The 26584-nt window shown below is 61.5% G+C and carries 26 protein-coding genes; 6 read left to right on the top strand and 20 right to left on the bottom strand.

Annotation, left to right across the window (positions count from 1 at the left end; all coding sequences use genetic code 11):
* Positions 1–16: 16 nt before the first annotated feature.
* The 3 genes from purL to FHT70_RS08550 form a co-directional block, all read right to left on the bottom strand.
* Positions 17–2248 (bottom strand): phosphoribosylformylglycinamidine synthase subunit PurL, encoded by a 2232-nt coding sequence (gene purL, locus FHT70_RS08540; protein ID WP_183700282.1) that lies wholly within the window; start codon positions 2246–2248, stop codon positions 17–19.
* A gap of 121 nt (positions 2249–2369) precedes the next feature.
* Positions 2370–2948, bottom strand: a complete 579-nt coding sequence (locus FHT70_RS08545; protein ID WP_183700284.1) for an acyloxyacyl hydrolase — start codon at positions 2946–2948, stop codon at positions 2370–2372.
* A gap of 122 nt (positions 2949–3070) precedes the next feature.
* On the bottom strand, positions 3071–4489 hold the full coding sequence (locus FHT70_RS08550) for a PLP-dependent aminotransferase family protein (RefSeq protein WP_183700286.1): 1419 nt from the start codon (positions 4487–4489) through the stop codon (positions 3071–3073).
* 81 nt (positions 4490–4570) lie between these two features.
* Here FHT70_RS08550 and FHT70_RS08555 point away from each other — a divergent pair, with 81 nt between their 5' ends.
* Positions 4571–4825: a DUF1127 domain-containing protein gene (locus FHT70_RS08555; RefSeq protein WP_097599254.1), complete on the top strand. Its 255-nt coding sequence runs from the start codon at positions 4571–4573 to the stop codon at positions 4823–4825.
* A 21-nt stretch (positions 4826–4846) separates the two neighbouring features.
* Here the strand turns inward: FHT70_RS08555 and FHT70_RS08560 are convergent, their stop codons facing one another.
* From FHT70_RS08560 to FHT70_RS08590, 7 genes are all read right to left on the bottom strand, one after another.
* On the bottom strand, positions 4847–5245 hold the full coding sequence (locus FHT70_RS08560; protein ID WP_097599255.1) for a hypothetical protein: 399 nt from the start codon (positions 5243–5245) through the stop codon (positions 4847–4849).
* A gap of 89 nt (positions 5246–5334) precedes the next feature.
* Positions 5335–6006, bottom strand: a complete 672-nt coding sequence (gene purQ / locus FHT70_RS08565) for a phosphoribosylformylglycinamidine synthase subunit PurQ (protein WP_183700288.1) — start codon at positions 6004–6006, stop codon at positions 5335–5337.
* Positions 6003–6557, bottom strand: a complete 555-nt coding sequence (locus FHT70_RS08570; protein ID WP_183700290.1) for an RNA 2'-phosphotransferase — start codon at positions 6555–6557, stop codon at positions 6003–6005. Before FHT70_RS08570 ends, purQ begins: the two co-directional genes overlap by 4 nt.
* Positions 6558–6603: 46 nt before the next feature.
* Complete coding sequence (gene purS, locus FHT70_RS08575) at positions 6604–6846, bottom strand: phosphoribosylformylglycinamidine synthase subunit PurS (RefSeq protein ID WP_085778308.1); 243 nt, start codon at positions 6844–6846, stop codon at positions 6604–6606.
* Between the two features lie 34 nt (positions 6847–6880).
* Positions 6881–7645 carry a phosphoribosylaminoimidazolesuccinocarboxamide synthase gene (gene purC, locus FHT70_RS08580; RefSeq protein ID WP_085780082.1) on the bottom strand — a complete coding sequence of 255 codons (765 nt, stop codon included), beginning with the start codon at positions 7643–7645 and terminating at the stop codon, positions 6881–6883.
* 271 nt (positions 7646–7916) lie between these two features.
* On the bottom strand, positions 7917–10208 hold the full coding sequence (locus FHT70_RS08585; protein ID WP_183700291.1) for an EAL domain-containing protein: 2292 nt from the start codon (positions 10206–10208) through the stop codon (positions 7917–7919).
* 94 nt (positions 10209–10302) lie between these two features.
* Entirely contained in the window at positions 10303–10857 is a 555-nt protein-coding gene (locus tag FHT70_RS08590; protein ID WP_085778306.1) for an alpha/beta hydrolase, read from the bottom strand.
* Positions 10858–11033: 176 nt separating this feature from the next.
* Here FHT70_RS08590 and FHT70_RS08595 point away from each other — a divergent pair, with 176 nt between their 5' ends.
* Both FHT70_RS08595 and FHT70_RS08600 read left to right on the top strand, forming a co-directional pair.
* Complete coding sequence (locus FHT70_RS08595) at positions 11034–11837, top strand: DUF2189 domain-containing protein (RefSeq protein WP_183700293.1); 804 nt, start codon at positions 11034–11036, stop codon at positions 11835–11837.
* Between the two features lie 110 nt (positions 11838–11947).
* Entirely contained in the window at positions 11948–12430 is a 483-nt protein-coding gene (locus FHT70_RS08600) for a low affinity iron permease family protein (RefSeq protein WP_183700446.1), read from the top strand.
* A 284-nt stretch (positions 12431–12714) separates the two neighbouring features.
* On the opposite strand, the gene purB is transcribed toward FHT70_RS08600, so the two are convergent.
* The 5 genes from purB to FHT70_RS08625 all read right to left on the bottom strand — a co-directional run bounded on the left by purB (position 12715) and on the right by FHT70_RS08625 (position 17143).
* Positions 12715–14022 carry an adenylosuccinate lyase gene (gene purB / locus FHT70_RS08605; protein WP_183700294.1) on the bottom strand — a complete coding sequence of 436 codons (1308 nt, stop codon included), beginning with the start codon at positions 14020–14022 and terminating at the stop codon, positions 12715–12717.
* A 72-nt stretch (positions 14023–14094) separates the two neighbouring features.
* The gene (locus FHT70_RS08610; protein ID WP_097599262.1) at positions 14095–14580 is read right to left on the bottom strand and encodes a hypothetical protein; all 486 of its coding nucleotides are present in this window, start codon (positions 14578–14580) and stop codon (positions 14095–14097) included.
* A 17-nt stretch (positions 14581–14597) separates the two neighbouring features.
* The gene (locus tag FHT70_RS08615) at positions 14598–15323 is read right to left on the bottom strand and encodes a DUF2259 domain-containing protein (protein ID WP_085778302.1); all 726 of its coding nucleotides are present in this window, start codon (positions 15321–15323) and stop codon (positions 14598–14600) included.
* Positions 15320–15997 (bottom strand): ribulose-phosphate 3-epimerase, encoded by a 678-nt coding sequence (gene rpe / locus FHT70_RS08620; protein ID WP_183700296.1) that lies wholly within the window; start codon positions 15995–15997, stop codon positions 15320–15322. The genes FHT70_RS08615 and rpe overlap by 4 nt, the downstream gene beginning before the upstream one ends.
* A 63-nt stretch (positions 15998–16060) precedes the next feature.
* Entirely contained in the window at positions 16061–17143 is a 1083-nt protein-coding gene (locus FHT70_RS08625) for an ABC transporter substrate-binding protein (RefSeq protein WP_183700298.1), read from the bottom strand.
* A 277-nt stretch (positions 17144–17420) separates the two neighbouring features.
* Between FHT70_RS08625 and FHT70_RS08630 the strand changes: the two genes are divergently transcribed.
* Together FHT70_RS08630 and FHT70_RS08635 are read left to right on the top strand one after the other, a co-directional pair.
* Complete coding sequence (locus FHT70_RS08630; protein ID WP_085778299.1) at positions 17421–17915, top strand: flavin reductase; 495 nt, start codon at positions 17421–17423, stop codon at positions 17913–17915.
* 27 nt (positions 17916–17942) lie between these two features.
* Entirely contained in the window at positions 17943–18263 is a 321-nt protein-coding gene (locus FHT70_RS08635; RefSeq protein ID WP_064705086.1) for a TfoX/Sxy family protein, read from the top strand.
* Here the strand turns inward: FHT70_RS08635 and FHT70_RS08640 are convergent.
* The 5 genes from FHT70_RS08640 to FHT70_RS08660 all read right to left on the bottom strand — a co-directional run bounded on the left by FHT70_RS08640 (position 18233) and on the right by FHT70_RS08660 (position 23047).
* Positions 18233–18673 (bottom strand): NUDIX domain-containing protein, encoded by a 441-nt coding sequence (locus tag FHT70_RS08640; RefSeq protein ID WP_183700300.1) that lies wholly within the window; start codon positions 18671–18673, stop codon positions 18233–18235. The two genes, FHT70_RS08635 and FHT70_RS08640, sit on opposite strands and share 31 nt — an antisense overlap.
* Positions 18674–18679: 6 nt before the next feature.
* Positions 18680–20173 (bottom strand): DEAD/DEAH box helicase, encoded by a 1494-nt coding sequence (locus FHT70_RS08645; protein ID WP_183700301.1) that lies wholly within the window; start codon positions 20171–20173, stop codon positions 18680–18682.
* A gap of 157 nt (positions 20174–20330) precedes the next feature.
* Positions 20331–21644: a peptidoglycan DD-metalloendopeptidase family protein gene (locus FHT70_RS08650; RefSeq protein ID WP_183700303.1), complete on the bottom strand. Its 1314-nt coding sequence runs from the start codon at positions 21642–21644 to the stop codon at positions 20331–20333.
* A gap of 105 nt (positions 21645–21749) precedes the next feature.
* Positions 21750–22577, bottom strand: coding sequence for a ferritin-like domain-containing protein (locus FHT70_RS08655; protein ID WP_183700305.1), 828 nt, complete (start codon positions 22575–22577; stop codon positions 21750–21752).
* Positions 22574–23047, bottom strand: coding sequence for a peroxiredoxin (locus FHT70_RS08660; protein WP_183700307.1), 474 nt, complete (start codon positions 23045–23047; stop codon positions 22574–22576). Before FHT70_RS08660 ends, FHT70_RS08655 begins: the two co-directional genes overlap by 4 nt.
* A 125-nt stretch (positions 23048–23172) precedes the next feature.
* On the opposite strand from FHT70_RS08660, the gene FHT70_RS08665 reads away from it, so the two are divergent.
* Positions 23173–26571 carry an AsmA-like C-terminal domain-containing protein gene (locus FHT70_RS08665; RefSeq protein WP_183700309.1) on the top strand — a complete coding sequence of 1133 codons (3399 nt, stop codon included), beginning with the start codon at positions 23173–23175 and terminating at the stop codon, positions 26569–26571.
* The last annotated feature ends 13 nt before the right edge of the window (positions 26572–26584 follow it).

Raw genomic sequence — 26584 nt, forward strand, 5'->3', positions numbered from 1 at the left:
CGTTACTCCTTGCGCATCATTCCGCGGCAAGCTCGCCGCGGCCTTCCATGAAGTCAGGGAACCACGATTCATGGGCATCGCGCAATTGCTGAATCTGCAGTGAAATAAGATCGCCGACATCAAGTGTATCGCCCCCGACCGTGCCGAGGCGACGGAAGGGAACGCCGGCGCCTTCTGCATTGACGCAGACGAAATCGGCGACATCGGCCGGCACAGTCAGCACGTAACGGGCCTGGTCTTCGCCGAAGAGCAGCGCATGCGCAGCACCCTTGCCTTCGCCGAGATCGATCTTCATGCCTTTGTCCGAGGCCATGGCCATTTCGGCGAGCGCGACGGCCAGGCCGCCCGAGGATATGTCGTGGCAGGCGGTCGCCTGGCCGTTGCGGATGACGGAGCGGACGAAATCGCCGTTGCGGCGCTCGGCGAAGAGATCGACTTCCGGCGCCGGGCCTTCACGCGTGGAGAGCAGGTCTCTGAGGTAGACGGACTGACCGAGATGGCTGCCGTCGACGCCGATCATGATCACCTTGTCGCCGTCATTGGCGCTGCCGATGCGGACCATCTTGCGCCAGTCCGGCAGCAGGCCGACGCCTGCAATCGTCGGCGTCGGCAGGATGGCGATGCCATTGGTCTCGTTGTAGAGCGAGACGTTGCCGGAGACAATCGGAAAGTCGAGCGCGCGGCATGCTTCGCCGATGCCCTTCACCGCCTGCACGAACTGGCCCATGATCTCGGGCTTTTCGGGGTTGCCGAAGTTCAAATTGTCGGTGGCGGCAAGCGGCTCGGCGCCGGTCGCGGTGATGTTGCGCCAGCATTCGGCGACCGCCTGCTTGCCGCCCTCGAAGGGATCGGCCTCGACATAACGCGGCGTCACGTCGGAGGAGAAGGCAAGCGCCTTGCTCTTGTGGCCATCGACGCGCACGACGCCGGCGTCGCCGCCGGGGAGCTGCAGCGAGTTGCCCTGGATCAGCGTGTCATACTGTTCGTAGACCCAGCGGCGGCTCGACTGATTGGCGGAGCCGACGAGCTGGAGCAGTGCCTGGCCGTAATCCTTAGGCGCCGCGACAAGATTGGCGGGCAGGGGCGCAGGCTTGCCGGATTCACGCCAGGGGCGGTCATATTCCGGCGCCTGGTCGCCGAGATCCTTGATCGGCAGGTTGGCGACTTCTTCGCCCCGATGCATGACGCGGAAGCGCAGGTCGTCGGTCGTCCTGCCGACGATGGCGAAGTCGAGGCCCCATTTGACGAAGATCGCCTTGGCCTGCTCTTCCTTTTCCGGCTGCAGCACCATGAGCATGCGCTCCTGGCTTTCCGACAGCATCATCTCATAGGCGGTCATCCGCTCTTCACGGACCGGCACCTTGTCGAGTTCCAGCAGAATGCCGAGATCGCCCTTGGCGCCCATTTCGACAGCCGAGCAGGTGAGGCCGGCCGCACCCATGTCCTGGATGGCGATGACCGCGCCGGTCTGCATCAGCTCAAGGCAGGCTTCGAGCAGGCATTTTTCGGTGAAGGGGTCGCCGACCTGAACGGTCGGGCGCTTTTCTTCGATCGATTCGTCGAATTCGGCCGATGCCATTGTCGCGCCGCCGACGCCGTCGCGGCCGGTCTTAGCGCCGAGATATACGACCGGAAGACCGACGCCCTTGGCTTCGGAGAGGAAGATGGCGTTGGATTTGGCGATACCAGCGGCAAAGGCGTTGACGAGTATGTTGCCGTTATAACGCGCATCGAACTCGACTTCGCCGCCGACCGTCGGCACGCCGAAGGAATTGCCGTAGCCGCCGACGCCGGAGACGACGCCGGAGACGAGATGGCGGGTCTTGGGGTGATCCGGCTCACCGAAGCGCAGCGCATTCATCGCGGCGATCGGCCGCGCGCCCATGGTGAAGACGTCGCGAAGGATGCCGCCGACGCCGGTCGCGGCCCCCTGGTAAGGCTCGATATAGGAGGGGTGGTTGTGGCTCTCCATCTTGAAAACGACGCAATCGCCGTCATCGATATCGACGACGCCGGCATTCTCGCCGGGCCCCTGGATGACGCGCGGCCCCTTGGTTGGCAGCGTGCGCAGCCATTTCTTCGAGGATTTGTAGGAGCAGTGCTCGTTCCACATGGCCGAGAAGATGCCGAGCTCGGTGAAGGTCGGCTCGCGGCCGATCAGATCCAGAATGCGCTGGTACTCGTCCGGCTTCAGGCCGTGGCTTGCAACGAGTTCCGGCGTGATCGGGATGGTGTTTGGAATGGTCATGAGCGGAAAGTCCCTGGCGCGTTTTGCGCTGTCTTTAGCTTATGTAGCGGCGACGCGCGACAGAAAAAAGCCCGCCGTCAACAGAGGGCGCGCAGGCTTTTCTCGTAAAGGCGCCAATCGCTCAGAACTTGTAGCCGATCTGGATGCCGGCGCGCGTCATTCCGTCATTCGGGCCGTCGCAGAGATCGGCATGAGAGGAGTGGGCGATCTGTGCTATCACGTTCCAATTGCGGGTTAAACGGTAACCGGCGCCGACATATTCGTGGAACAGGACGCGGCAGCCGAGTTCCGGGCCGTCATCATTGTCGTCCAGCTCGCCGGTATGGATGACGCCGCCGAATCCGGCTTCGCCAAAGAGTTTTTCATTGAGATCGACTGTCCAGGTGAAGCCCGTGAAGAATTGGCTTGCTTCACCCGAAGTGCCGATCGACGTGCCGAGATGGACACGAGGATGCAACAGCTGTTGCTGCCAGCCGACAGCCTCCTCATATCCGAAAGGATCGAAGAGAGCGGTAATCTCCGGAAAGACGCCATCTTCCCCCGCATGACCCGATTGCACCGAGGCGGAGGCTCCGAAACGCAATTCATCGAATATCTGCTCGCCGGCATTGGCCGAACCCGCCATCGAGGTGACGGCTACGGCGGCCACGGATGCCAGCCCCAAGAAGCGTAACGCGATCTTTCCGAACTCGACCCTCATCTGCCGTCCTTTGATTCGCACCAAGCGGGAATAACAAAGAGGTAGCATGGGGGTGGCAGTGGTAAAACGCTCTCGTCCGGCGTGTGCGTTTTTTCGGAATTATGGCGTGTATTTGCAACAGGTCATATTTCGCCGTCATAGGCGGATCCGCCATTTTCCAGCAGCCGGCGCAGGATCATCAGGCCTGCGGTCAATTCCTGGCCCGTTTTGGGTGAGGAGAAGCCGATGCGAATGCGGTAATAGGTTTTCTCGCTGCGAGCCGCCTTGAATTCGTCTTCGTCATCGACCAGCACGCCGTCGCGAAAGGCTGCATTCTTGAAGGTGCCGGACATCCAGGGCTCCGGCAGTTTCAGCCAGAGGAAGGGCGCATGTGGGTGCGACGCGAAGTCGAAACCCCGCAGATGCTCGCGGGCGAGGTGGGCGCGCCGGGAGAGTTCTCCGATAACTTCCTTGCGGATTTCGTGCGCCCGGCCGCTTTCGACCAGGCGGGCACAGGTCTCCGCCAGGATGAAAGGCAGGCCGCCCGTGACCATCCTATGCGTCACCTTGATGCGCTGGGCAAAGTGTGGCGGGCAGGCGACCCAGCCGCCGCGCACACCGGCGGCGACCGATTTCGACAGGCCGTTGACCAGGAAGGTGCGGTCTGGCGCAAGCGCGGCGATGAGTGGCGTTTCATCGTCGGCCATGCCGCCGTAGAGGTCGTCCTCGATTAGCCAGACGCTGTGCTTTCTGGCAATTGCAGCAATCGCTGCGCGCCGCTCGTAGGGCATGATCGTCACTGTCGGATTATGAACCGTCGGCATCAGGAAGGCGATCTTCGGATGCTGCTGCTGGCAGAGCCTTTCGAAATCGTCGGGAATGACGCCGAATTCGTCGGAATCGACCGTCACCGTGCGGCGGCCGAGAAGGCGGGCGCTGCGGCTGACCTGGGTATAGGTCAGATTTTCGAAGACGATCTTGTCGCCCGGCGCCGAGACAGCGGCAATAACGGCCACCGCCGCGGCATGGGCGCCGAGCGTCGGTACGATGTTTTCGACCTCCGGTGTCCAGCCGCTGCGGGCAAGCCAGCGGCGGCCGGCGTCGAACCAGTTGCGCGGAAAACTACGGGAATAGGAGGAAATCTCGGTGAGATGCTGTTCGCCGATCTCGGCGAGGATGGCTGAGATGATCTTGCCTTGGCCGAGGTCTGGGGCGGCTGTCGTATCGAAACGGATCTTGTCGGCGGGCGCGTCCTGAAAGCGGGTGCCGCCGAGCGAGACGGCCAGTGCATCGGTTTGTTCGCCGGGCGGCGTCTCGGCGCGGTTCAGCACATAGGTGCCGCGGCCCACCTCGCCGGCGACCAGGCCGCGCTCGTGCACCAGCGCATAGGCGCGGCCGATCGTGCCGATCGTCACGCCGATATCATAGGCAAGATTGCGCTGCGGCGGCAACTTGCTGCCGGCGGGCAGGGCGCCGCTCGCAATGGCGGATTCGATGCTGTCGGCAAGTCGGAGATAGACCGGCCCGGAGCCGCGGGAAAGATCAGGAAGCCAATTTGTCATGGTGACAATTGCTTATATTGTCACCGCGTACCTGTCAAGATTAAGAGTCAATCCCAAGGATGAGCCGAGAGGATCCCTGAAATGTCTGCATTGCCTGAAATCAACACGCCAATTGTACCTATTGTCTCTTATGAGGACAGGCGCCTCATCCTTCCCAGCCCGCCTGCCGAAGCGACGACGCATCTGGGACGGATCTGGGCCGCCATTCGTCTCTGGCATCAGAAGCGGGAGGGCCGGCGCGCGCTCAGGGAGCTTACTGCGGCAGGACTCAAGGATATCGGGGTTTCGCAGTCCGAAGCCGCACGCGAAATCAGCAAGTCATTTTTCTGGGACTGATGCTGCGGGCGACCGCAGCGATCATTTGCAGGCCCTGTTGCCGCCGGACCAACGATTGACATCGGCGGCGATGCGGCCGGCGACAGGCTCCTGCATAATCGGACCAAAGGCCTGCAGATGGGCAGGGCTTCCCTCGGCCTGGACGACGAGCAGCGGCCGGCTTTCCGGGCTGCCCTTGTGGACGAGCAGGATGCGCGGCCGACCGGAGAAGGAATTGAGTTCCGGAGCGAGCTTATAGGCTGCAAAGGCCGGATCGCCAGATTTGAACCAGCAGGCATTGGCGCCGAGCGCTACGCGCTCCATCGTCGGCAACGCCGCCCGGTTTGGGCCTGCCGCCGGTGCCGGCGACTGGCAGGCCGCGACAACGGTTGCCAGAGCGGTCAACAAAGCGGCGTTTGCGACGGTGAGGCGAGGGCGCATTGATCTTGCTCCAGTGATCCGGATGAAGGTCTTTTCGGCTGCATGCCGTTGCCCGCGGTAGGCCTGCGGGCGGCATGGCTGAGGTGAGGTCAGGCGGCGACGACGTCGAGCGCCGAGGCGAAGAGGCCCCGGCCATCCGAACCGCCATGGGCGGCCTCGATCAGGTTTTCCGGATGCGGCATCATGCCGAGCACATTGCCCTTTTCGTTCATCACGCCGGCAATGTCGTTGATCGAACCGTTCGGATTGGTGCCCTCGGCATAACGGAACAGAACCTGACCATTGCCCTCGATCTTCGCCAGCGTCGCTTCGTCGGCAAAATAATTGCCATCGTGATGGGCGACCGGGCAACGGATGACCTGTCCTTGCGCGTAGGCGCGGGTGAAATCCGTCTCGGCATTGACGACTTCGAGCTTGATCTCGCGGCAGACGAATTTCAGCGAGGCGTTGCGCATCAGCGCGCCCGGCAGCAGGCCCGCTTCGACGAGGATCTGGAAGCCGTTGCAGACGCCGAGCACCTTCACGCCCTTTGCAGCCTTGTCGATGATCGCCTGCATGACCGGCATTCGGGCGGCGATCGCGCCGCAGCGCAGATAATCGCCATAGGAGAAGCCGCCGGGGATGACGATCAGGTCAACGTCGGGGATTTCCGTCTCCGTTTGCCAGATCGTCACCGGCTGGTGACCCGAGATCTTGGTGAGAGCGGCGATCATGTCGCGATCGCGGTTGAGGCCCGGAAGTTGAACGACGGCTGATTTCATAGAGTCCCCGCATTTCGCGAAAGATATTGGACTGGAACGCTCTCGGCGAGCCATACTCCATTGTCCGCGACAAAGAAAGAATGGCCTTCTGAAAACATGGCGGCTGCGTCGACACGCAGAATGATATAGTCGCCCTTGCGCCGCACGGCGACAATTTTCGCCGTATCGATGTCGGCCGACAGATGGACGTGGTGCCGCTCCATCTTCTTCGGGCCTTCGCGCTCGATCGACGGCCAGTTCGTGAGTGACGTGCCGTGAAAGAGAACTGCCGGCGGTTCAGCCGGGGCTAACGCCAGATCAACCTCGACACTGTGGCCCTGATTGGCGCGGATCCTGTTATCGACAAGCGTGAAGCGTTTCTTCGGACTGTTGTCGATGATCTCGACGATATCGGCGCGGGAGACGCCGTATTTCGACGTCAGCACCTTTTCGAGATCATCGAACGACACCCAACCCTCGGCATCAAGCGTCAAGCCTGCGGCATCCGGCGCATGGCGCAAAACATAGCTCATGAATTTCGAGACTTCCGTCTCCAGCTTTGCCTTCAGCATGACGCTCAATCCATAGGACCCGCCGGTTGACGGGCAGGTCTGCAGGTCAGTCGATCGCGATCGCGTAATTCTCGATGACCGTGTTGGCGAGCAGTTTTTCGCACATCGCCTTGAGGTCTGCCTCGGCGCTGGCCTTGTCGGCGCCTTCGAGCTCGAGGTCGAAGACCTTGCCCTGCCTTACATGGCCGACGCCCGAAAAGCCGAGGGCGCTGAGCGCCCCTTCGATGGCCTTGCCCTGCGGATCGAGAACGCCGTTTTTGAGCGTGACGGTGACACGAGCCTTGATCACTTTGTCTTTCCTGCCTTACTTGACCAGACGATCTTTACTTAACCAAAACGGGGCCGGTGCCGCGCACAGGCTCGTTTTCATTGATGATGCCGAGGCGGCGAGCGACTTCGGAGTAGGCTTCAAGCAAGCCACCGAGGTCGCGGCGGAACCGGTCCTTGTCCATCTTCTCGCGGGTTTCGATATCCCAGAGCCGGCAGCTGTCCGGCGAGATCTCGTCGGCGAGGATGATGCGCATCAGATCGCCTTCGAAGAGGCGGCCGCATTCGATCTTGAAATCGACAAGCTGGATGCCGACGCCGAGGAAGAGACCGGTCATGAAATCGTTGACGCGGATGGCGAGTGCCATGATGTCGTCGAGCTCGGCCGGATTGGCCCAGCCGAAGGCGGTGATGTGCTCTTCGGAGACCATCGGATCGTCGAGCGCATCGGACTTGTAATAGAACTCGATGATCGAGCGGGGCAGCACGACGCCTTCCTCGATACCAAGGCGCTTGGCGAGAGAACCGGCAGCGACGTTGCGCACGACGATCTCCAGCGGGATCATCTCCACTTCCCTGATCAGCTGCTCGCGCATATTGAGCCGGCGGATGAAATGGGTGGGGATGCCGATCTTGTTCAGGTGGCTGAAGATATATTCGGAAATGCGGTTGTTGAGGACGCCCTTGCCGTCGATGACTTCGTGTTTCTTCTTGTTGAAGGCGGTGGCATCGTCCTTGAAGAACTGGATCAAAGTGCCCGGCTCCGGACCCTCATACAGAATCTTTGCCTTGCCCTCGTAGATACGGCGGCGACGGTTCATCTTGGTCATTCTCTGTTGTTGGCGCTCTTGGGATAGCGCGAGTGGATCGATCTCGTGGCGTCCCCTTAAAGGAAAAGAGAGTGTTTCACAATCCGCCTGTCGCTCCTTCCCCGGTTTCCGGATTTCGTGGCCGCGGTTCCCGGATTTGGTGGCCCTATTTCCGGATTTTACGGAATAGCGCCAAGAGAATCGAATGAATTCGCTTTACGAGTCTAGCGGCTTTTCCTCTACGGTGGAATGAAGGCGAAATGGCGGGCCGCTTATACAGGTTTTATTTGACTCTTCTGCTTGGCAGCGCGCGGCGAAGATGCGTCTGCAGTCCGCGCGCGGCGGTCAGCCCGAGGCGCCAGCATCCGGCGCGAATGAAGGAGGGGATCTGCATGGCCGGCATCGGCCGGGCGAGCGCATAGCCCTGCAGCGTGTCGCAGCCGAGTTGCTCCAGAATGCGGACATGATCCGCCGTCTCCACGCCCTCGGCAATGACGAGAATATTGAGCGAGCGCCCGATATCGATGATCGCGCCGACGAGTTTACGCTGCTCGGCCGATTGCGGCAGCATGCGGATCAGCTCGCGATCAATCTTCAGTGTGTTCGGGCTCAGGCGCAGAAGGCTGACGATCGAGGCGTGGCCGGTGCCGAAGTCGTCGATATGGATGTCGATGCCGAGCTTGCGCAGCTTTTTCAAATTGGCGGCCACCGCCTCGTCGCAATCATCGAGCGAGATCGATTCCAGCAGTTCGAAGGCGATGGCGCCGGGTTCGATCTTCAGGGCGCGGAGCTTTTTGCCGAGGTCGGGATCGGTCAGCCGCCGGGCGGAAACGTTGACCGATATTTTGGGGATCGACAGCCCATCCTTGATCCAGGCACGCCGGTCTGCCAGCGCGCGCTCCAGGATCAGGGCGTCGATCGTCGAGACGACGTCGAGATCCTCGGCGATATCGAGAAAGCGATCCGGCGTCAGCAGCCCGTGCACGGGGTGTTGCCAGCGGGCGAGCGTCTCGATGCCTGTGACATCGAGCGTGCGGGCGTCGAACTGCAACTGATAGAACGGCACGAATTCATCGCGCTCCAGGCCGATGAGGATTTCATCGGCGAGCTGCTTGGCGGAGACGATATCGTTGCGGGCCGATGCCGAGAAGAATTCGAAGCGGTTTCGGCCAAGCCCCTTGGCGCGATAGAGCGCAATGTCCGCGTCGAGCAGCGTCTGCTTGGCGTCGAGCTTGGCGCCGCCATCGACCGCGATGCCGATGCTGGCGCCGAAACGGCATTCATGCCCCTCATATCTGACGGGCCGGCGCAATTCGCGGATCAGGCGTTCGGCCAGGCTAGCGATCTTCTTCGATGCAGCGTCGACGGCGCAGAGGATGACAAATTCGTCACCGCCGATACGCGCGACGAAATCGGCGGCGCGAACGGAATGTCTGAGGACATTTGCGGTGTGTTGCAGCATTGCGTCGCCCGCCCGATGGCCGAGGGTATCGTTGATCTGCTTGAAGCGGTCGAGATCGATATGCAGAACCGCCAAAGCGAGGCCGTTAACCCGGCATTCCGCTGCTCGGTCGTCCAGCATCTTGTCGAGATAACGGCGGTTTGGCAGGCCGGTGAGGTAATCGTGCAAGGCCAGATGCTCGATGCTCTCCTTGGCGGCTTCGAGTTCGCGGTTGCGGGCTTCCGCCAAATCCTTGGCGCGCTGCAGCTCGTTGCGAAGCGCGACCTCCTCGGTGACGTCCCAATTGGCGCCGATCAGTTTGCGTTGGCCGTTGCCGTCGACGAAGAAGGCCGAGCGGGCACGGATGATTCGTTCGACTCCGTCGCCGCGGATGATGCGGTATTCCTGCTGAAAATCGCTGCCGCTTTCGACGCTGCGATCGGCGAGGCCGAGCACGCGTTCACGGTCATCCGGATGCAGGCTCTTGGCCCAGGCGTCACCGCCGATCTTGCGTGCCGCACCCTGCAAGCCGTAGATGGCAATCAGGCGATCATCCCATTCGACGACGTCATTTTCGATATCGGCCTCGAAGACGCCGATGCGGGAAACTTCCAGCGCCAGGTCGAGTCGGCGCGACAGGCGCGACAGCGTCTCCTCGGCTTCCTTGCGGGCGGTGATATCGGTATCCGTTCCAACGACGCGCGTCGGTACGCCATTCTCATCCCACTCGACGCAGGCCCCACGGCAGTCGATCCAGACCCAGTGGCCGTCCCTGTGGCGTTCACGATATTGGAAGATCTGATAATCCGGATCGCCAGCATTCTGCCGGTCGATCGCATGGGCGACGAAGTCGCGGTCGTCGGGGTGGACGAGTTGCAGCCAAGCCTCGTAGTCGCCGGCGACGTCCTCGTCCGGCGCCATTCCGCGGATGGTTTTCCACGTCGGTGAATAATATTTCCGGTTTAGACGGTAATTGTGGTCCCATACGCCGAGGCCGGAACCAACAAGCGCATGGTTCCAGCGGCTCTCGCGCTCAGCCAGATCAGAATCGTCGGTCGACCCATCGCCGGCCTCAGCCGCTGCAGGATCGCCATGCGCTTCATGGGCCCCTGAATGGGCTTTCCTCACGGGCATTCTCGCTGATTTCATCTCGGCGCAGTCTGCGGCACTTCTATTAAGAAAGCCTTAGAAAGTAGTCGCTGAAATGACGAGCGCCGGGTCTCCCAAATCAGACAGAGAGGCGGCTGAGGAACTGGGCGAAGACCATTGTTCCTTCCGGCCAGGGGCCGTGCCCGGATTCAGCGCTGATATGTCCCGCCTCGCCGGCATCGACGAGGAAGGAACCCCAGCAACTGGCGATATCGTCGGCATGCTCGTAGCTGCCGAACGGATCATTGCGGCTGGCGACGGTGATGGAAGGGAAGGGCAGTGGGTCGCGCGGATAGGGCCCGAAGGTCATCAGGTGCTTGGGGCGGATATCCGGATTGGTGACTTCAGGCGGAGCGACGAGGAAAGCGCCTGCCACCCGCTTGCGGAAATGCGGGATGGCATGGATTGCCGAGGGCACGCCGAGCGAATGGGCGACGAGCACAACGGGGCGGGTCGAGGCGTTCACCTCTTCGGCGATACGGGCGATCCAGTCCTCGCGGACCGGCTTCGTCCATTCGGCCTGTTCGACGCGCCGCGCCGTGCTGAGCTTCGCCTCCCAGCGGCTCTGCCAATGGCCGGGGCCGGAATTGGTATAGCCGGGGATGATAAGGATATCTGCGTCTGAGGCTTTCATAGTGCCGCCGATGTGAGAAAGCCCGCCCAAGATGTCAAGAGGGGCGGCAAGGGAGAGAGCGACACGGGCGATGAATTTTGTTATGTTGCTCCAGTGCCGGTTGCGGATTTCGTATCGGCTTGCCCGCCGATGCCTATCCGCGGCCGACCAAAGTCTCGGCTGAGGAGGAGAAAGCCATGGCGGCATTTCATGTCATGACGGGTGCCAGTGAAAACCTGGCGCGGCCCGTGGTCAATCGCATCGGTATCGCCGACGTCTTCGACGCGCTGAAGCGCGGGCTCGACGATTTCAGTGAAAAGCCTTCCCACTATGTGTTCTTGTGCCTGATGTATCCAATCGCCGGCGTCTTCCTGACGCTGTGGACCTCCGGCGCCAACCTGCTGCCGATGGTATTCCCGCTGATGTCCGGTTTCGTGCTGATCGGTCCGATTGCGGCGATCGGTCTTTATGAGATCAGCCGCCGACGCGAGGAAGGCCTCGATACGTCATGGACGCATGCGCTTGAGGTGCGCCATTCGCCGGCGCTGCCATCGATCATCGCCGTCGGACTGATGCTCTTTGCCCTTTTCGTCGTCTGGCTGGTGACGGCACAGACGCTGTACGCCAATCTTCTCGGTGATGTGTTCCCGCGCACCATGACGGACTTCACCCGCCAGGTCTTCGGTACGGCCCAGGGCCTGCAGCTGATCATCTGGGGCAATCTCATCGGTTTTGTCTTCGCGCTCGTCGTGCTGGCGATATCGGTCATCACCTTTCCGCTTCTGCTCGACCGCGACGTCGGAGCGGTTGCCGCCGTCGTGACCTCGATTCGTGCGACGATCGCCAATCCGGTACCGGTGCTGCTCTGGGGCCTGATCGTCGCCGGACTTCTCGTTGTCGGCACCATCCCGGTCTTTGCCGGACTCGCACTCGTTATCCCGATCCTCGGCCACGCGACCTGGCATCTCTACCGCAAGCTGATTGCGCGGGAAGCTGTGTAGCTTCGGTCCTGCCCGCGGGAAAACCTTCATACCGTGGGATCCCCGATTTTCGGGAACCTCGAACCTGCCTCGGAGTTTTTTTACTCCGAGGAGAGATTTCAGAGGTGATGATGACGCATCTGTTTGCCCGCTTCGCAAGCAACACATCGGAATGGGCGGGTAAGCCCGTCATCTTCATCCTGGCACTGTGCGTCGTTATTATCTGGGCTTTGCTCGGACCTTTCTTCGACTATTCGGAAACCTGGCAGCTCATCATCAACACGGGAACGACCATCATCACCTTCCTGATGGTCTTCGTCCTGCAGAACGCCCAGACGCGCGACACCCGGGCAATCCAAGCCAAACTCAACGAAATCATTTTGACAAGCCATGCGGAGAACCGCTTTATCGGCATCGAAAATCTCGACGAGGAAGAGCTGAAACATCTCGACGAACTGGTCGCCAAGGCCGCCAAGGGCAGGGGGCAGACGGAGGCCTGCCAAACGACCGAGATTGAGCTAGCGATGCCACCACCGAAAAAGGCGCAGGCGCGCAAACGCTCTGCGAATGCCAAAGCATCGAAGCAGAAACAAAGGCCACTTGAGAAAAGCTAACCATCATCCATTCTGCAATCACAAAAAGAAAAAGACAGAAATGAAAACGGCGCCTGCGTAGTCCCCGTCAGTCTGTTAAAAAAGTCTCGTCCGTCATGCTCGGCCTTGTGCCGAGCATCTAACCACTGCAGTTTCTTGACAGGAAAACATCTATTTTCAGTCACTTAATTGGGTCGGCGCAGATCCTCGGCACAACAAAGCCGAGGATGACGTCGCGGCTTTCGCAGTAGTTTGTCAACAGTCGGACGGCGGCTACAAGACGCCGTCACATCGTTGCAGTCCGCTCAAGCGTTGCCGAAGACGCGGCGGAAGATCGTATCCACATGCTTCGTGTGATACCCAAGATCGAACTTCTCCCGAATATCCTCCTCGGACAAGGCAGCCCTGACCTCAGCATCAGCCAGCAGCTCTTCCAGAAAATCCTTGCCCTGTTCCCAGACTTTCATGGCATTGCGCTGCACAAGCCGGTAGGCGTCTTCGCGGGAGGTGCCGGCCTGGGTCAGCGCCAGGAGGACGCGCTGGGAGTGGACGAGGCCGCGGAACTTGTTGAGGTTCTTCTCCATGTTTTCGGGATAGACCAGCAGCTTTTCGATGACGCCGGCCAGACGCGACAGGGCGAAATCGAGGGTGACTGTGGCGTCCGGGCCGATCATGCGTTCGACCGAGGAATGGGAGATATCACGCTCGTGCCAGAGGGCGACGTTTTCCATGGCCGGCATGGCGTAGGAGCGGACCATGCGGGCAAGGCCGGTAAGGTTTTCGGTCAGCACCGGGTTACGCTTGTGCGGCATGGCCGAGGAGCCCTTCTGGCCGGGCGAGAAGTATTCTTCCGCCTCCAGCACTTCCGTGCGCTGCAGATGGCGGATTTCGGTCGCGAGCCGCTCGATCGACGAGGCGACAACACCGAGGGTCGCGAAATACATGGCGTGGCGGTCACGCGGGATGACCTGGGTCGAGACCGGCTCGGCCTTCAGGCCGAGTGCTTCGGCGACATGTTCCTCGACGCGCGGATCGATATTGGCGAAGGTGCCGACGGCGCCCGAGATGGCGCAGGTCGCGACTTCCTCGCGGGCAGCGACGAGACGCTGGCGGCAGCGCTCGAATTCGGCATAGGCAAGCGCCAGCTTGACGCCGAAGGTGGTCGGCTCGGCATGGATGCCGTGCGAGCGGCCGATGGTGACGGTGTCCTTGTGTTCGAAGGCGCGGGTTTTCAGCGCTGCGAGCAGCCGGTCGAGATCGGCGATGAGGATATCAGTGGCACGCACCAGCTGGACGTTGAAGCAGGTATCGAGCACGTCTGATGAGGTCATGCCCTGGTGGACGAAGCGCGCATCCGGGCCGACGATTTCGGCGAGGTGAGTCAGGAAGGCGATGACGTCATGCTTGGTGACCGCCTCGATTTCGTCGATGCGGGCGACGTCGAAGGTGGCGGTACCCCCTTTTTCCCAGATCGTCCTTGCCGCCGATTTCGGGATGACGCCGAGTTCGGCCAGCGCGTCGCAGGCATGTGCCTCGATCTCGAACCAGATGCGGAACTTGGTTTCGGGAGACCAGATGGCGACCATTTCGGGCCGGGAGTAACGCGGGATCATGGGCGGCTGCCTTCACTTCGAGAGGTTTGCTTCATTGAGTTAGCGCCCCTGTAGCAAAGACCGGCGGCAATCTCAACGCATGCGTTTGGTGAGATGATAGCTGCTGACGACAAGGCAGACGAGGCCGAGCGGCAGGAAAAGGCGAAGGCCGATCACCAGAAACTGGTAGACGGCACTGATGCCGGTGAAGACGAACTGGAAGGCCCAGGCGACGCTGCCGAAGGGCGCGTGCCAGCGCGAATAGAAGATGCGGTATTCCATGGCGAAGAGGAAGGCGGTCATCAGGATCGTGGCTGCCGTCAGCGTCACGAAAAAGGCGGCGAAGCGCGCTTCCGGTGGCCTGTTATAGGCAAAAAACCGAGCGACCGGCAGGGCGAATGGCCAGGAGAGCAGGCCGCCGAGAAAATAGAGTGCCGCCACCTCGGCGAGCCGGCTCGTCTCGAGGCCGTTGCGGAGGTAAAGGCCGAGCATGGCGGCGGCCAGCATCTGCACGCCCCAGAGCAACGCGCCGGCAAAGAGATCGGAGGAGGGCGGCTTTGCCGCCCTTAGGCGATCCATCCTGGGGCGATCCATGCTCAGGGATGGACCGGGACGGCGATCCAGCGTCCGTTCCTCTCAGCATCGAAGGCGAGAACCAGCGCAATGTGAATTTGATTTCCGTCTTCAGGCTGGTAGACCACCGCGCCGCCGATCCTGAATTCGACCGAGCATGTGCGCTCGGCCGGAACAGCCGTTGCCTGCCGCGCAGCCTGACGGTTCGGGACACCTTCCTTCTCGATCATCTGCAGGCTGAAACCAAGGACACGCTTGTCGACCGTTGCGCATTCCTTCGGCGTCGGCACCGGCATCTCGCCGAGTGAGAGCGTATAGGGCGTCTTCGGTGGCCCATCGATCGCAAGTGTGGTGTAGCGAAGTGTCTTCGAGGGCGAGCCGAGCTCGGTTGGCGGGTTGAAGGCGGCAATCAGACCCGGATTTGTCAGAAGGTCGTACTTATCCATCTGGCTGCGCGCCGCCGTTAAGTTCTGCCGGCGGGCCTTGGAAAGATTGGCGTCCTTATCGGTCAGTTCGGTGCGAAAGGGGGTGCCTTCGAGATATTGGCCGCCGTCGGTATTGATGAAGTAGGTTTCCGAATAGGGAGTCTTGCTGTTTTCTTTGATGCCGAATTCCTGAAATGCGAAGACCTTGCCGTCAGCGGAAAAGCCGATCGGCTGGATGCTGGCAATGTCTCCGGCCAGCGACAAGCCGGGCAGGCCGGCCAATGCGGCTGCAATCATGCCACCAAAGATCAGACGCTTCCTCATGCTCGTGCCCCTTCGGCTGCCTGACGCAATTCGGCGACGGTCTTACGATAGCTGTCGACCGTACCGCCTTTGAAAATTGCCGAGCCGGCGACGAGCACGTTGCCGCCGGCGCGCGCGATATCGGGCGCCGTTTCCACGGTGACGCCGCCGTCGACCTCGAGTTCGATCGGCCGGTCACCGATCAGAGACTTTGCCGCTGCGATCTTGGCCGTCATCGCCGGAATGAATTTCTGTCCGCCGAAACCGGGATTGACCGACATGATGAGGATAAGGTCAACGTCGTCGACCACGTTTTCGATGGCGCTCAGCGGCGTCGCCGGATTGATCGTCACGCCGACCTTCTTGCCAAGATTGCGGATGGCTTGCAGTGAGCGATGCAGATGTGGCCCGGATTCGGCATGCACGGTGATGCGGTCGCAGCCCGCCTTGGCGAAGGCTTCGAGGTAGTCATCGACCGGAGAGATCATCAGATGGCAGTCGAAAGTGACATTCGTATAGGAACGCAGCGACTTGATGACATCGGGACCGAAGGAGATGTTCGGCACGAAATGCCCATCCATCACGTCAAGGTGGATCCAGTCGGCGCCGGCGGCCGTTACGTCGCGCACCTCCTCGCCGAGCCTGGCGAAATCCGCCGCGAGGATCGAAGGGGCAATGCGAATGGGCAGCGTCATCAAGTCTTACTCCCGTATGGGCGCCATCTGCGCACGGCGCCGGAATTCAGGGCTGGCGGCCGTTCATTGAGTCGGCGCAGCAGGTGGAAAAAAGCCATTGCCCCGCCATTCAAGCAGGCGGTAGGGGTTTTGCGAAAGCTCGTGCGCGCCGGTGAAGGCGACTGCGCCGATCGGTGTCTGGAACGTCGTGCCGACAAGGGTCTCCCGCAGCGGCTTGCCGGCGGCAGCGGCGGCTTCGGCCGCCTGGCCGGCAATCAGGGCCGCCGCCAGGGATGGCAGGACATAACCTTCAGGCTCGGTGCCCTGGGCGCGCAAAGCGCCGGCCGCCGGCGCGCCTTCTGGCAAAAGCGCATATTCGGGCAGGGCGACGGCACGCACCCCGGGGGCGAGAGGCTGCGGCTGATCGGCGGCGCGCATGGCGTCGCCGGCGAGGATCGACAGCGGAATGTTTTCCGCCTTGGCGTCGCGGGCCATGACGGCGACATCGTTGCGATCGCCGCCAACGAAGACCCTTGTGGCGCCGGCCCGTTTCAGGCGGCGGACGAGGGCGATCTGCTGCTCCTGTCCCGGCCGGTAGGTATCGGTGAAAACTGGCTTCAGGCCGTTCTGCTCCAGCGCATTGCGCACAGCTTCCGTTAGTTCGCGGCCATGAATGGTGCCGTCCTCGATCAGCGCGATCGGGTCGGCTGCCCAGTCCTTGAGGATCACCTCGATGATCTTTGCCGCCTCAGTGCCGTCGGCCGGTGCCAAGCGGAAGAGCGGCCAGCCGTTTTTCAGCGCATCCTCCATCAGGATGCGCGAACGTGCCGAAACGGTGATCGCGGGAATATTGGCGTCCTTCAGCTTCGGCAGTGCGCCTTCCAGCGTCTCACTGCAGAGAAAACCAACGGCAATCTGCACCTTGGCACTCACGAGCGCATCGGCGACCGCCGCGCCGCTATTGTCCTCGCAGCTCTCGTTGACGGCGACGAGCGTATTGCCTGATTGCTGGATCTCGAAACCGGCGCCGGCGGCGATCTGCGCGCCGAGCAGGCCGAGCGGCCCGCCCTGCGGGGCGACGACGCCGATCGTCACGCCGGCCGCATGACCTTGCGCCGCCGTTCCGAGCAGCGTCAGAAAGGCTGCTATGCCACGCAGGTTGATCATGAAAGGCGAAGATCCCTAGCCATCGTCCATGCCCTTTTATCCGCAAGGCCGCAATCGTCAAAGAAAAACAAGCGGAACCCAGCGCTTTTCACCGGTCCTATTGTAGAAAAGGTAACCGATGCTCGCCATATTGGCGCGATAGCAAGTCGAACTACGGTGCCGGACCTCATTTCAGTCGCGCAAAGGACACTGTAGCATTTTGAATTGCTGCATAGTTCTCCTAAATCGATCCCGATTTAAGGAACGACGCAGGCAGAAGAGCGCGCGGGAGAAGCACGTGTTGAACAGGCAGCATATCGACCCCGGCCTTTATCGCGATGCCATGAGCCGATATGCCGGTCATGTGCAGCTGGTGACGACGGCAATGGAAGGTCTGCGCCGCGGCGTCACCATCACCGCCGCCTGCTCGGTTTCGGACAACCCGGCTTCGGTGCTGATCTGCCTCAACAATACCAATCCGAAGAACGAGATCTTTTTCCGCAGCGGCATCTTCGTGCTCAACACGCTCGGCGCCCACCACCAAGCCGTCGCCGACGCTTTCTCCGGGCGCACCGCGATTGCCAATGACGAGCGCTTCGCCAGCGGCCGTTTCGACACGCTCGTCACCGGCGCCCCCGTTCTTGCCGATGCGCTCGCCGCCTTCGATTGCCGGGTGACCGACATCAAGGAAATGCCGACACACAATGTCATCTTCGGTGAAGTTGCCGCCGTCCGCTTCAGCGAGAAGCACCCGGCGCTCATCTATATGAACCGGGATTATCACACGCTGTAATGCGGCTGGCGGGTAAGGAAACAGAGAATGGATAATGCCGGGATCGAGGAAATGTTTCAGGGGCTCGGCCCCGTCACGATCAAGCGGATGTTCGGAGGCAAGGGCATCTATCATCTCGGGCGCATCGTCGCCGTCGAAGTGCGCGACGAGATGCTACTGAAAGCCGATGAGACGAGCGCCCCGGAATTTGCTGCCGCCGGCGCCACGCAATGGGCCTATGAAGGCAAAAAGGGCAAGCCGGTGAAAATGCCCTACTGGTCGATTCCTGAAGAGGCTTACGACGATCCCGATCTGATGGCGAAGTGGGTGCGGCTCGCCTATGAGGCGGCGCTTCGCGCCGAAAGTTGAGCGGGTGGCAAGGCTGCGATCGCCGCCTTGGTGAAGGCTGACAGCGGTTCCGGCAAATCCGTCAAGGGAAACCAGCCGAAATCCGAAAGCTTGTCCGGCTCGGTCAATTGCGGCTCGCCATCGACGTCGCGCGCGAGATAAAGGATGGAGATCCAGTGCTGGCGGTCGGCATCGATGATCTGTTCGGTCATGCCGATGCGCTCGATCCGGCCGATCCTGAGGCCGGTTTCTTCCTCGGCCTCGCGGCGCGCAGCTTCTTCAGCCGGCTCCATGTGATCGACCTTGCCGCCGACGATGTTCCAGTAGCCGGCTTCAGGTGGGCGCATGCGCTTGTAGAGAAGGATCCTACCTTGGCGTAGGATCACCAAGCCGACGCCAAGGCCCGGGAAGTCGACGCCAGGCTTGCCCAATGGATGTTAGACCTTGGCGCTGCCGGCGATCAGCATGAAGGCGGGGATATCGTCGCCGAAACCGACCGGGGTCGGGCCGTCATCGTGATCACGATGACGGCGGCGGTCGCGGCTGTCGTCATTTGCCGGATAAGGCCGATTGTTGCGCGCATTGTTTTGCGGCTTCTGCTCTGCTTTGCGCTCGTTCTTCACGACTTCGGCCTTTGCTGGTGCTGCTGTGATCACTTGGACGTCATTATCCTGTATGTCGTTATCAGATTTATGACTCGCAGTACTGTGTCTGCCGCGTCCGCGCCCGCGATCCTTGTCGCCACGTTCGCGTCCGTTGCGGCGAGGACTGTCCTTGCCTTCTTCCGCCGGTGGCAGCGAGTTCAGGTCGCCATTCAGCCATTCGACATTTTCGCCGATCAGCTTCTCGATCGCGTCGACAAACTTCGTGTCGCGCTTGGTGACGAGAGTGAAGGCGGCGCCGGATCGACCGGCGCGGCCGGTGCGGCCGATGCGGTGGACATAGTCCTCGGAGTGGATCGGCACGTCGAAATTGAAGACGTGGCTGACATCGGGAATGTCGAGACCGCGGGCGGCAACGTCGGAGGCCACCAGCAGCTGGAGGTTACCGTCACGGAAGTTCTGCAGCATCGTCGTGCGGGAACGCTGGTCCATGTCGCCATGCAACGCACCGACGGAGAAGCCGTGGCGTTCGAGCGAACGGAAGAGATCGGCGACATCCTTCTTGCGGTTGCAGAAGATGATCGCGTTCTTGAGTTCGGTCTGGGCGCGGACCAGCTCACGTAAAACCGCGCGCTTCTCGTAATCCTTGCTGTGCGAGGCGACGAAGCGCTGCGTCACGGTCTTTGCGGCCGAAGCGGGCTTTGCCACTTCGATGCGCTCCGGGTTCTGCAGGAACCGGTCGGCGAGCTTCTGGATCTCCGGCGGCATGGTGGCCGAGAAGAACAGCGTCTGGCGGGTGAAGGGGATGAGCTTGGCGATGCGCTCGATATCGGGAATGAAGCCCATGTCGAGCATGCGGTCGGCCTCGTCGATGACAAGGATTTCAACGCCGCTCATCAAGAGCTTGCCGCGCTCGAAATGGTCGAGCAGGCGGCCGGGCGTGCAGATCAGCACGTCGGCGCCGCGCTCGAGCTTGCGGTCCTGGTCCTCGAAGGAAACGCCGCCGATCAGAAGCGCGACATTGAGGCGGTGGTTCTTGCCATACTTCTCGAAATTCTCGGCGACCTGAGCGGCGAGTTCGCGCGTCGGCTCGAGGATCAGCGTGCGGGGCATGCGGGCGCGGGCGCGGCCCTTTTCCAGAAGCGACAGCATCGGCAGGACAAAGGATGCCGTCTTGCCGGTGCCGGTCTGCGCGATGCCGCAAATATCGCGGCGTTCAAGCGCAAAAGGAATGGCTCCCGCCTGAATAGGCGTGGGGGTCGAATAGCCCGCATCGGCAACGGCCGATAGCACTTTTTGGCTCAAGCCAAGGTCAGCGAATGTCGTCAAAGGGAAAACTGTTTCCGTTCCGGTTCGGCCGAGCTCTGAACGAGTCGGCGGGATTGCATGCCGCAATGCAGCGCGACATAGCTCCGAATGGCCGGCAAGTCAAGAAATAGAGAGGCCGCACCCTGTGCAGAGTGAAGCTTTGGTTACCGGGCGGGTATTACTTGATATAGGTGGCGAGTTTAAGGCCCGCATTCATGAAATATACTGGATCGACCGCATGGCCGTTCTGGCGCACTTCATAATGCAGATGGGTACCGGTCGAGCGGCCGGTGCTGCCGGCAAGGCCGATGACGTCGTTGCGGTCGACCGTATCGCCGGCCGTGACCAGAACCTGGGACATGTGGCCATAACGCGTCGAGATGCCGTTGCCGTGATCGATCTCGACCATATTGCCGTAACCGCCTGTCCAGCCGGCTGATATCACCTTGCCGGGCGCTGTCGGGCGGATCTTTTCGCCCGGCGAAAAGCGGAAGTCTACGCCGGAATGCAGCGCCAGGCGGCCCAGGAAAGGATCGCGCCGGTTGCCGAAGGGGCTGGTCATTTCCTTGCCGACGGCGGGGTTGCGGAAGGGCAGGGATTCGGCGGTATTACGCACAGCTTCGAGCCGTGTCAGCGCGCCGTCGAGAGCGATCAGCGAATTGTTGAAATCATCATTGCTCTCCGGCTCGACGAACGGGCCGCCAACGGCGCTGTCATCCCAGTCCTGCTTGGTAGCGGTCTCGGGCATCGGAATCTTGAACCGGGTCAGCACGCTCTCGATGGCATTGGCGGCATTGCCGGCGTCGCTCGTCAGTTGCTCGATGCGGTTGCGCTGGTCCTGTTCGACATCCTTCAGCGACAGCGTCACCTTGGAGAAGATGCGGTCGGCGCGATCGCCGACCGTCTCTGTGGCCGGCACGTAAGCAAGAGTCGTATTGTCGGGAGTGGCGTCGGCTGGTGCGCCGCCTGCGAGCTGTTTCTCGATAGCCTCGATGCCGCTTTCGCCGAGCGAAGCGCGCTTATCCTTAATGGCCGGGGCATAGGATTGCGCAGGCGAAGACGGCGCGCTGTCCTTATCTGTGAGCCCGGAGCTTTCGGCACGATCGAGCAAGTTGTCGAGTTTGCCGTGGCGTGAGGTGAGCGCCATCTGCTGCTCCATCAGCTTGTCGACTTTGTCTTCCACTACCTGTTGGTCAAGAAGTTGACGGGAGGTGATGCGGTCGACCTGGGCGCGAAGGGCGGCGATGCGGTCCTCATAGTCGTGCTGCATGCGGGCCTGGCGCGCCATAGTGGCGCCGATCAGGTCGTCGCGCAGGACGAGATAGGAGGTCGCCAGGAGATAGCCGATGGAAAAGACGCCGAGGAAGCAGAAGGCGGGAGCGGCCATCCACGGCCGAACCGTCATGTGGCGGACCTTGTCACCGCTTGCCAGGATCAGAATATGTTCCTGCGCCCGCTTGCCGAATACCCGGTGCTGATGTCCGCCGTTCACGCAGGCTCTCCCGATTGATGCTCTACGCCTCTTTCGGAAAATTAGACACGTTTATGGTTAATGAATGCTTTCGTCGTCGTGGTTTACGTTAGAAAATCGATCAGCTCATGCATGGCTGATCGATGCCAGGGAGCGGTAGAAGGATGGCGTCAGCCCGGCTTCGGCGCGAGCGAGATCGTTGAAAGGCGGCTTCAGCGGCCCGCGGAAATTGGCGCGCACCAGCTCCTGAAAGGCCTTTGCCGGATCGCGTTTCTCCCGCGCGCAGAGGAAGCGGAACCATTTGGCGCCGACGGCGACGTGACCTTTCTCGTCGTTGTAGATGACATCGAGCACCGCTGCGCTTTCGAGATCGCCAGTCTCACGCATCTTCGCCTGCAGCGAAGGGGTGACGTCGAGACCGCGGGCTTCCAAAATGAGCGGCACGACGGCGAGTCTCGCCGTAAGATCATTGCGCGTCGAATGAGCCGCCTGCCACAACCCGTCATGGGCGGGAAGATCGCCGTAATCGGCGCCGAGATCGTTGAGGCGGGCGCGCACCATGCGGAAATGCTTCGCTTCCTCGAATGCGACCTGCATCCAGCCGTCGAAGAAGGAATTGGGCACAGGCTCGGTCGCGAATCGTGCGACGATATCGAGCGCCAGATCGACGGCGTTGAGCTCGATATGAGCAATGGCATGGAGAAGGGCGATCCGGCCTTTCAGCGTGTGCAGCGAGCGCCTTTCCACTTGGGTCGGCGGCGTCAGTACCGGTTTCTCGGGGCGACCGGGCCTCTCCGGCAGGGCTGCGTCGAGCGGTGAGCGCAGCGACACCCGGCGGGCGAACCAACGGGTGGCGCTTTCCTGCGCAAGGGCGGTCTTGCGGTCGAGATCGGCTGAGCGGATGGCGTCGATAGCGCCGCCGCGCAGCGAGCTTATCGCGAGATCAACGGTCACGCGGCCAGGTTCCTGACGGCTTCGAGGACGGTCTCGGCATGGCCCTGCACCTTCACCTTCTGCCAGATCGTCGCGATCGTGCCGTCCTGGCGGATGAGGAAAGTCGTGCGCTCCACGCCCATGAAATTGCGGCCGTACATACTCTTTTCCTTCCAGACACCGTAGGCCTGGAGCGTCGTCTTCTCTTCGTCGGAGGCGAGCGCCACCGAAAGACGGTGCTTTTTGATGAACTTGTCATGGCAGGCTGCCGAATCGGGTGACATGCCGATAACGGCAGCACCTGCTGCTTCAAACTCCGGCGCCAGCGCTGTGAAAGCAAGCGATTCAGCCGTGCAGCCTGTCGTGTCGTCCTTGGGGTAGAAGAAGATAACGAGGGGCCGGCCGTGAAAATCGGAAAGCGAGACACGGCCGCCGCCATCGCGGGGGAGGTTGAAGTCGGGGGCCAGGGCACCGATGCCGGGAACCGCCATTGGGAAAACCTTTCTTTTGCCGGGTTTATGGATGACACTCTCTGTCCCCGAATTATATATTGGACGGAAACCCGTCCAGCATGGCCGGGTTCAATTCTTCGATTTAAGGGAGAGCCCGAGGGCGCATGTCAGCCATCCGCGGCGAAAAGGTCACGTTTCGCAAGAAGGATATCGTTGCGCTGGACCGCTTGCCGTCCGCTCAGGCCGAGGATCCGATCATCGTTCATTGCCCGCCGCCGCGTTCGCCGATGCGCCGGACGGCGAAGCTGACGTCAGTGTTTCTAGGACTGATTCTCATTATCCTTGCTGCCATCGTGTTCACCATCGAAGGCGGCATGTTCGACAAGCCGCTGTCTCAGCAGGCGCAGGCGGCGCTTGATGGCGTGGCGGGACCGCGTTACCGCGCCGAAGTCGGCTCCACCGTCATCCGGTTCACCTCCGACTTCCGACTGGCGCTGGAAGCGCGCAACGTCAATATGATCGACCAGAAGAGCGGCCAGCACCTGTCGACTACGGGTTCGGTGCGCCTGGGCCTCGATCCGCTGCAGCTTTTCCGCGGCCGCATCGCCGTTGCGGATATCGAAGCGGAGGATATCGCACTCGACACCGCGCTTCTGCCCTCCGGCAACCCGGTCAAGCTTGACGATCTGCGCCTCGACGCCATGCCGGCGGCGATGGAGACGATCTTCGCGCAACTCGACGTGTTCGACAGCATCGTGACGCGCGGCTCGACGAATTCGGTGCGCATCTCCGGCATCGACATCAAGCTTGCCGATACCGCGAACGGCCCGCTGTCGCTCGTCGTCGACAATCTGGTGTTTGCTCTTGGCGGGCCATCCTCGCTGCAATTGAGAGGCGAGGTGGCGCTTAACGGCGAGGTGGCGGAACTCGACGTGCTGGCCGAGAAGGAAGACGGCCAGGTGTCGAAGGTGACGGCAACGCTCAAGCATGCGAACCTGACGCCGTTTACGCTGAAGCGCAACGATCAGGGCGTGATACGGCAGGGACTTAACACTTTTGCCGATCTGACGGTGTCGGCCACCAGGGCGCGCGATGGCGTCGAGCCGGCGCTCGCGGCGACGATCGACGTCGATCCCGGTCTGATCTATGCCGACGGCGATCCGCAGGAACTGTCGGGCGGGCAAATCAATCTGGCCTATGACTTCGTCAAGCAGACAGTCGAGATCGCTAAATCGAATCTCCGGTTCGGCGCAACCACGCTGCCCCTCAACGGCGCGCTGATCGATCTCGACAAACTCGATCCTAAAGCCGGCAAGGGCTTCGGCATCGATCTGCTCGTCAGCGGCGGCACTGCCGCTCCGAGCGGCTCCGGCGAAGAGCCTGTTGCTTTCGACGTCCAGGCGACCGGACGCTATATGGTCGCCGGCCGGGAATTCCTGTTTCCCAATATGACTGTCTCCAGCCCGCTCGGCGCGCTTTACGGGGCGTTGCACATCAGGCTCGGTGACAAATCGCCGGAAATCAGCTTTGCCGGCCAGTCCAGAGAGCTGCAGACGACGGCGATCAAGCAGCTCTGGCCGTTCTGGATGGCGCCCAAGGTGCGCACTTGGGTGCATGGCAATCTCTTCGGCGGCACCGTGACCGATGCCTCGATTTCAGTCTTCATTCCCTTCGGTCGGCTTGACGAGGCAGCCGGCGGTAAAGGATTGAAGCTCGACACCAATCAGATCCGCATCGGCTTCGATATTGCAGGCGCGCGGATGAACGTCGCCGGCGACATTCCGCCGGTCCGTGATACGGCGGCGCATTTCGATCTGACCGGTCCCGTTGCAACGATTTCGATCAAGAGCGGCATGTCCTATTTTCCCTCCGGCCGGTCCGTCGGCCTCGGGCAGGGAACGTTCGTCATACCGTCCGCCTACGACAAACCGCTGATGGCCGATATCGATCTTGCGGTATCGGGCGCGGCGGACGCCATAGGCGAGCTCCTCACCTATAAGCCGATCCGGGTGCTGCAGCGCGCCGGGTTTACGCCCGACGATTTCAAGGGGCATATCGACGCGAATGTGAAGGCGCATTTCGGACTACTGTCGTCACAAAACCCGCCGCCGGCCGAGTGGAAGGCCGCCATGAAGCTCGCTGACGTCGATCTTGCCAAGCCGTTTTCCGGCCGCACGATCAGCAATGTCAGCGGCATGCTGAACGGCGATCCGAAGCAGATCACGCTCGACGCCAAAGGCGAGATCGACGGCATTCCTGCCGATATCGATCTGACCGAGCCGGTCGAGGCGTCGTCTGGTGTGCAGCGGCAGCGCGTGATTACGGCGACGCTCTCCGATGAGCAGCGCAGCAAGGTGATGCCTGGGCTTTCCGATATCGTCAGGGGCAACCTGAAGATGGTGCTGACGCGGATCGACGATGACCGGCAAGACGTTCAGCTCGACCTCACCAAATCGATGCTCGACCTGCCCTGGATCGGCTGGTCGAAAGGCAGCGGCATTGCCGCCTCCGCGGAATTCGAAATGTCCGGCCCGCCCGAGAATACCGAGATCAAGAGTTTCCGGCTGAAGGGTGATGGCTTCGGCGCCAGCGGATCGCTTGTCGTCGGCAAGACCGGCCTTATCTCGGCGGATTTCGACAGCGTCAGGCTCTCCTCGCTCGACGATTTCGCTCTGTCGGTCAAACGCAGCAAGGGCAATTTCGACGTCTCCGTTTCCGGCGACAGCGCCGATGCGCGGCCGATCATCGCCCGATTAAAATCGGGCTCGGAGGGCGGCGAGGACGGCGATGGCGACAACACCGACGTATCGGTGCGCGCCAAGCTGAAAAACGTCGTCGGCTTCAATGACGAGAAGGTCGGCAATTTCCAGGCGCAGGTGTCACTGCGCGGCGACAAGCTGCAGACGCTGAATTTTTCCGGCATCACGGACAGCGGCGAGGCCGTTGTCAGCCAGATGAAGGACGGCGGTGTCATCAATATCACCAGCGGCGACGCCGGTGCGGTATCGCGTTTTGCCGATCTCTATCAGCACATACAGGGCGGCCTGCTCAACCTGGCTATCCGGCTTTCGCCGCAGGGCGGATGGGACGGCTCGCTAGATGTGCGCCGCTTCTCGATCGTCAACGAACAGCGCCTGCATTCGATCGTCTCGACACCTGTCGGAAACGAGCAGCGAAGCCTCAATGAGGCGGTCAAACGCGACATCGACACCTCTTCGCAACGCTTCCAGCGCGGCTTTGCCCGCGTCATCTCGCGCAATGGCATGGTCGGTATCGAGAACGGCGTGCTGCGCGGCGACCAGATCGGCGCGACTTTCCAGGGCGTGGTGCGCGACCGCAAGGGCAATATGGATATGACCGGCACCTTCATGCCGGCCTATGGCCTCAACCGCCTCTTTGCCGAATTGCCGCTGATCGGCGTCATCCTCGGCAATGGCAGCGACCGCGGCCTGATCGGCATCACCTTCAAGCTCACCGGCAAGTTCGACCAGCCGAACCTGCAGATCAATCCGCTATCGATCATCGCGCCTGGTGTTTTCCGGCAGATTTTCGAATTCCAGTGAGGAAAAACGAGGC

The organism is Rhizobium sp. BK049 (assembly GCF_014193135.1).
Classification (GTDB): Bacteria; Pseudomonadota; Alphaproteobacteria; order Rhizobiales; family Rhizobiaceae; genus Rhizobium.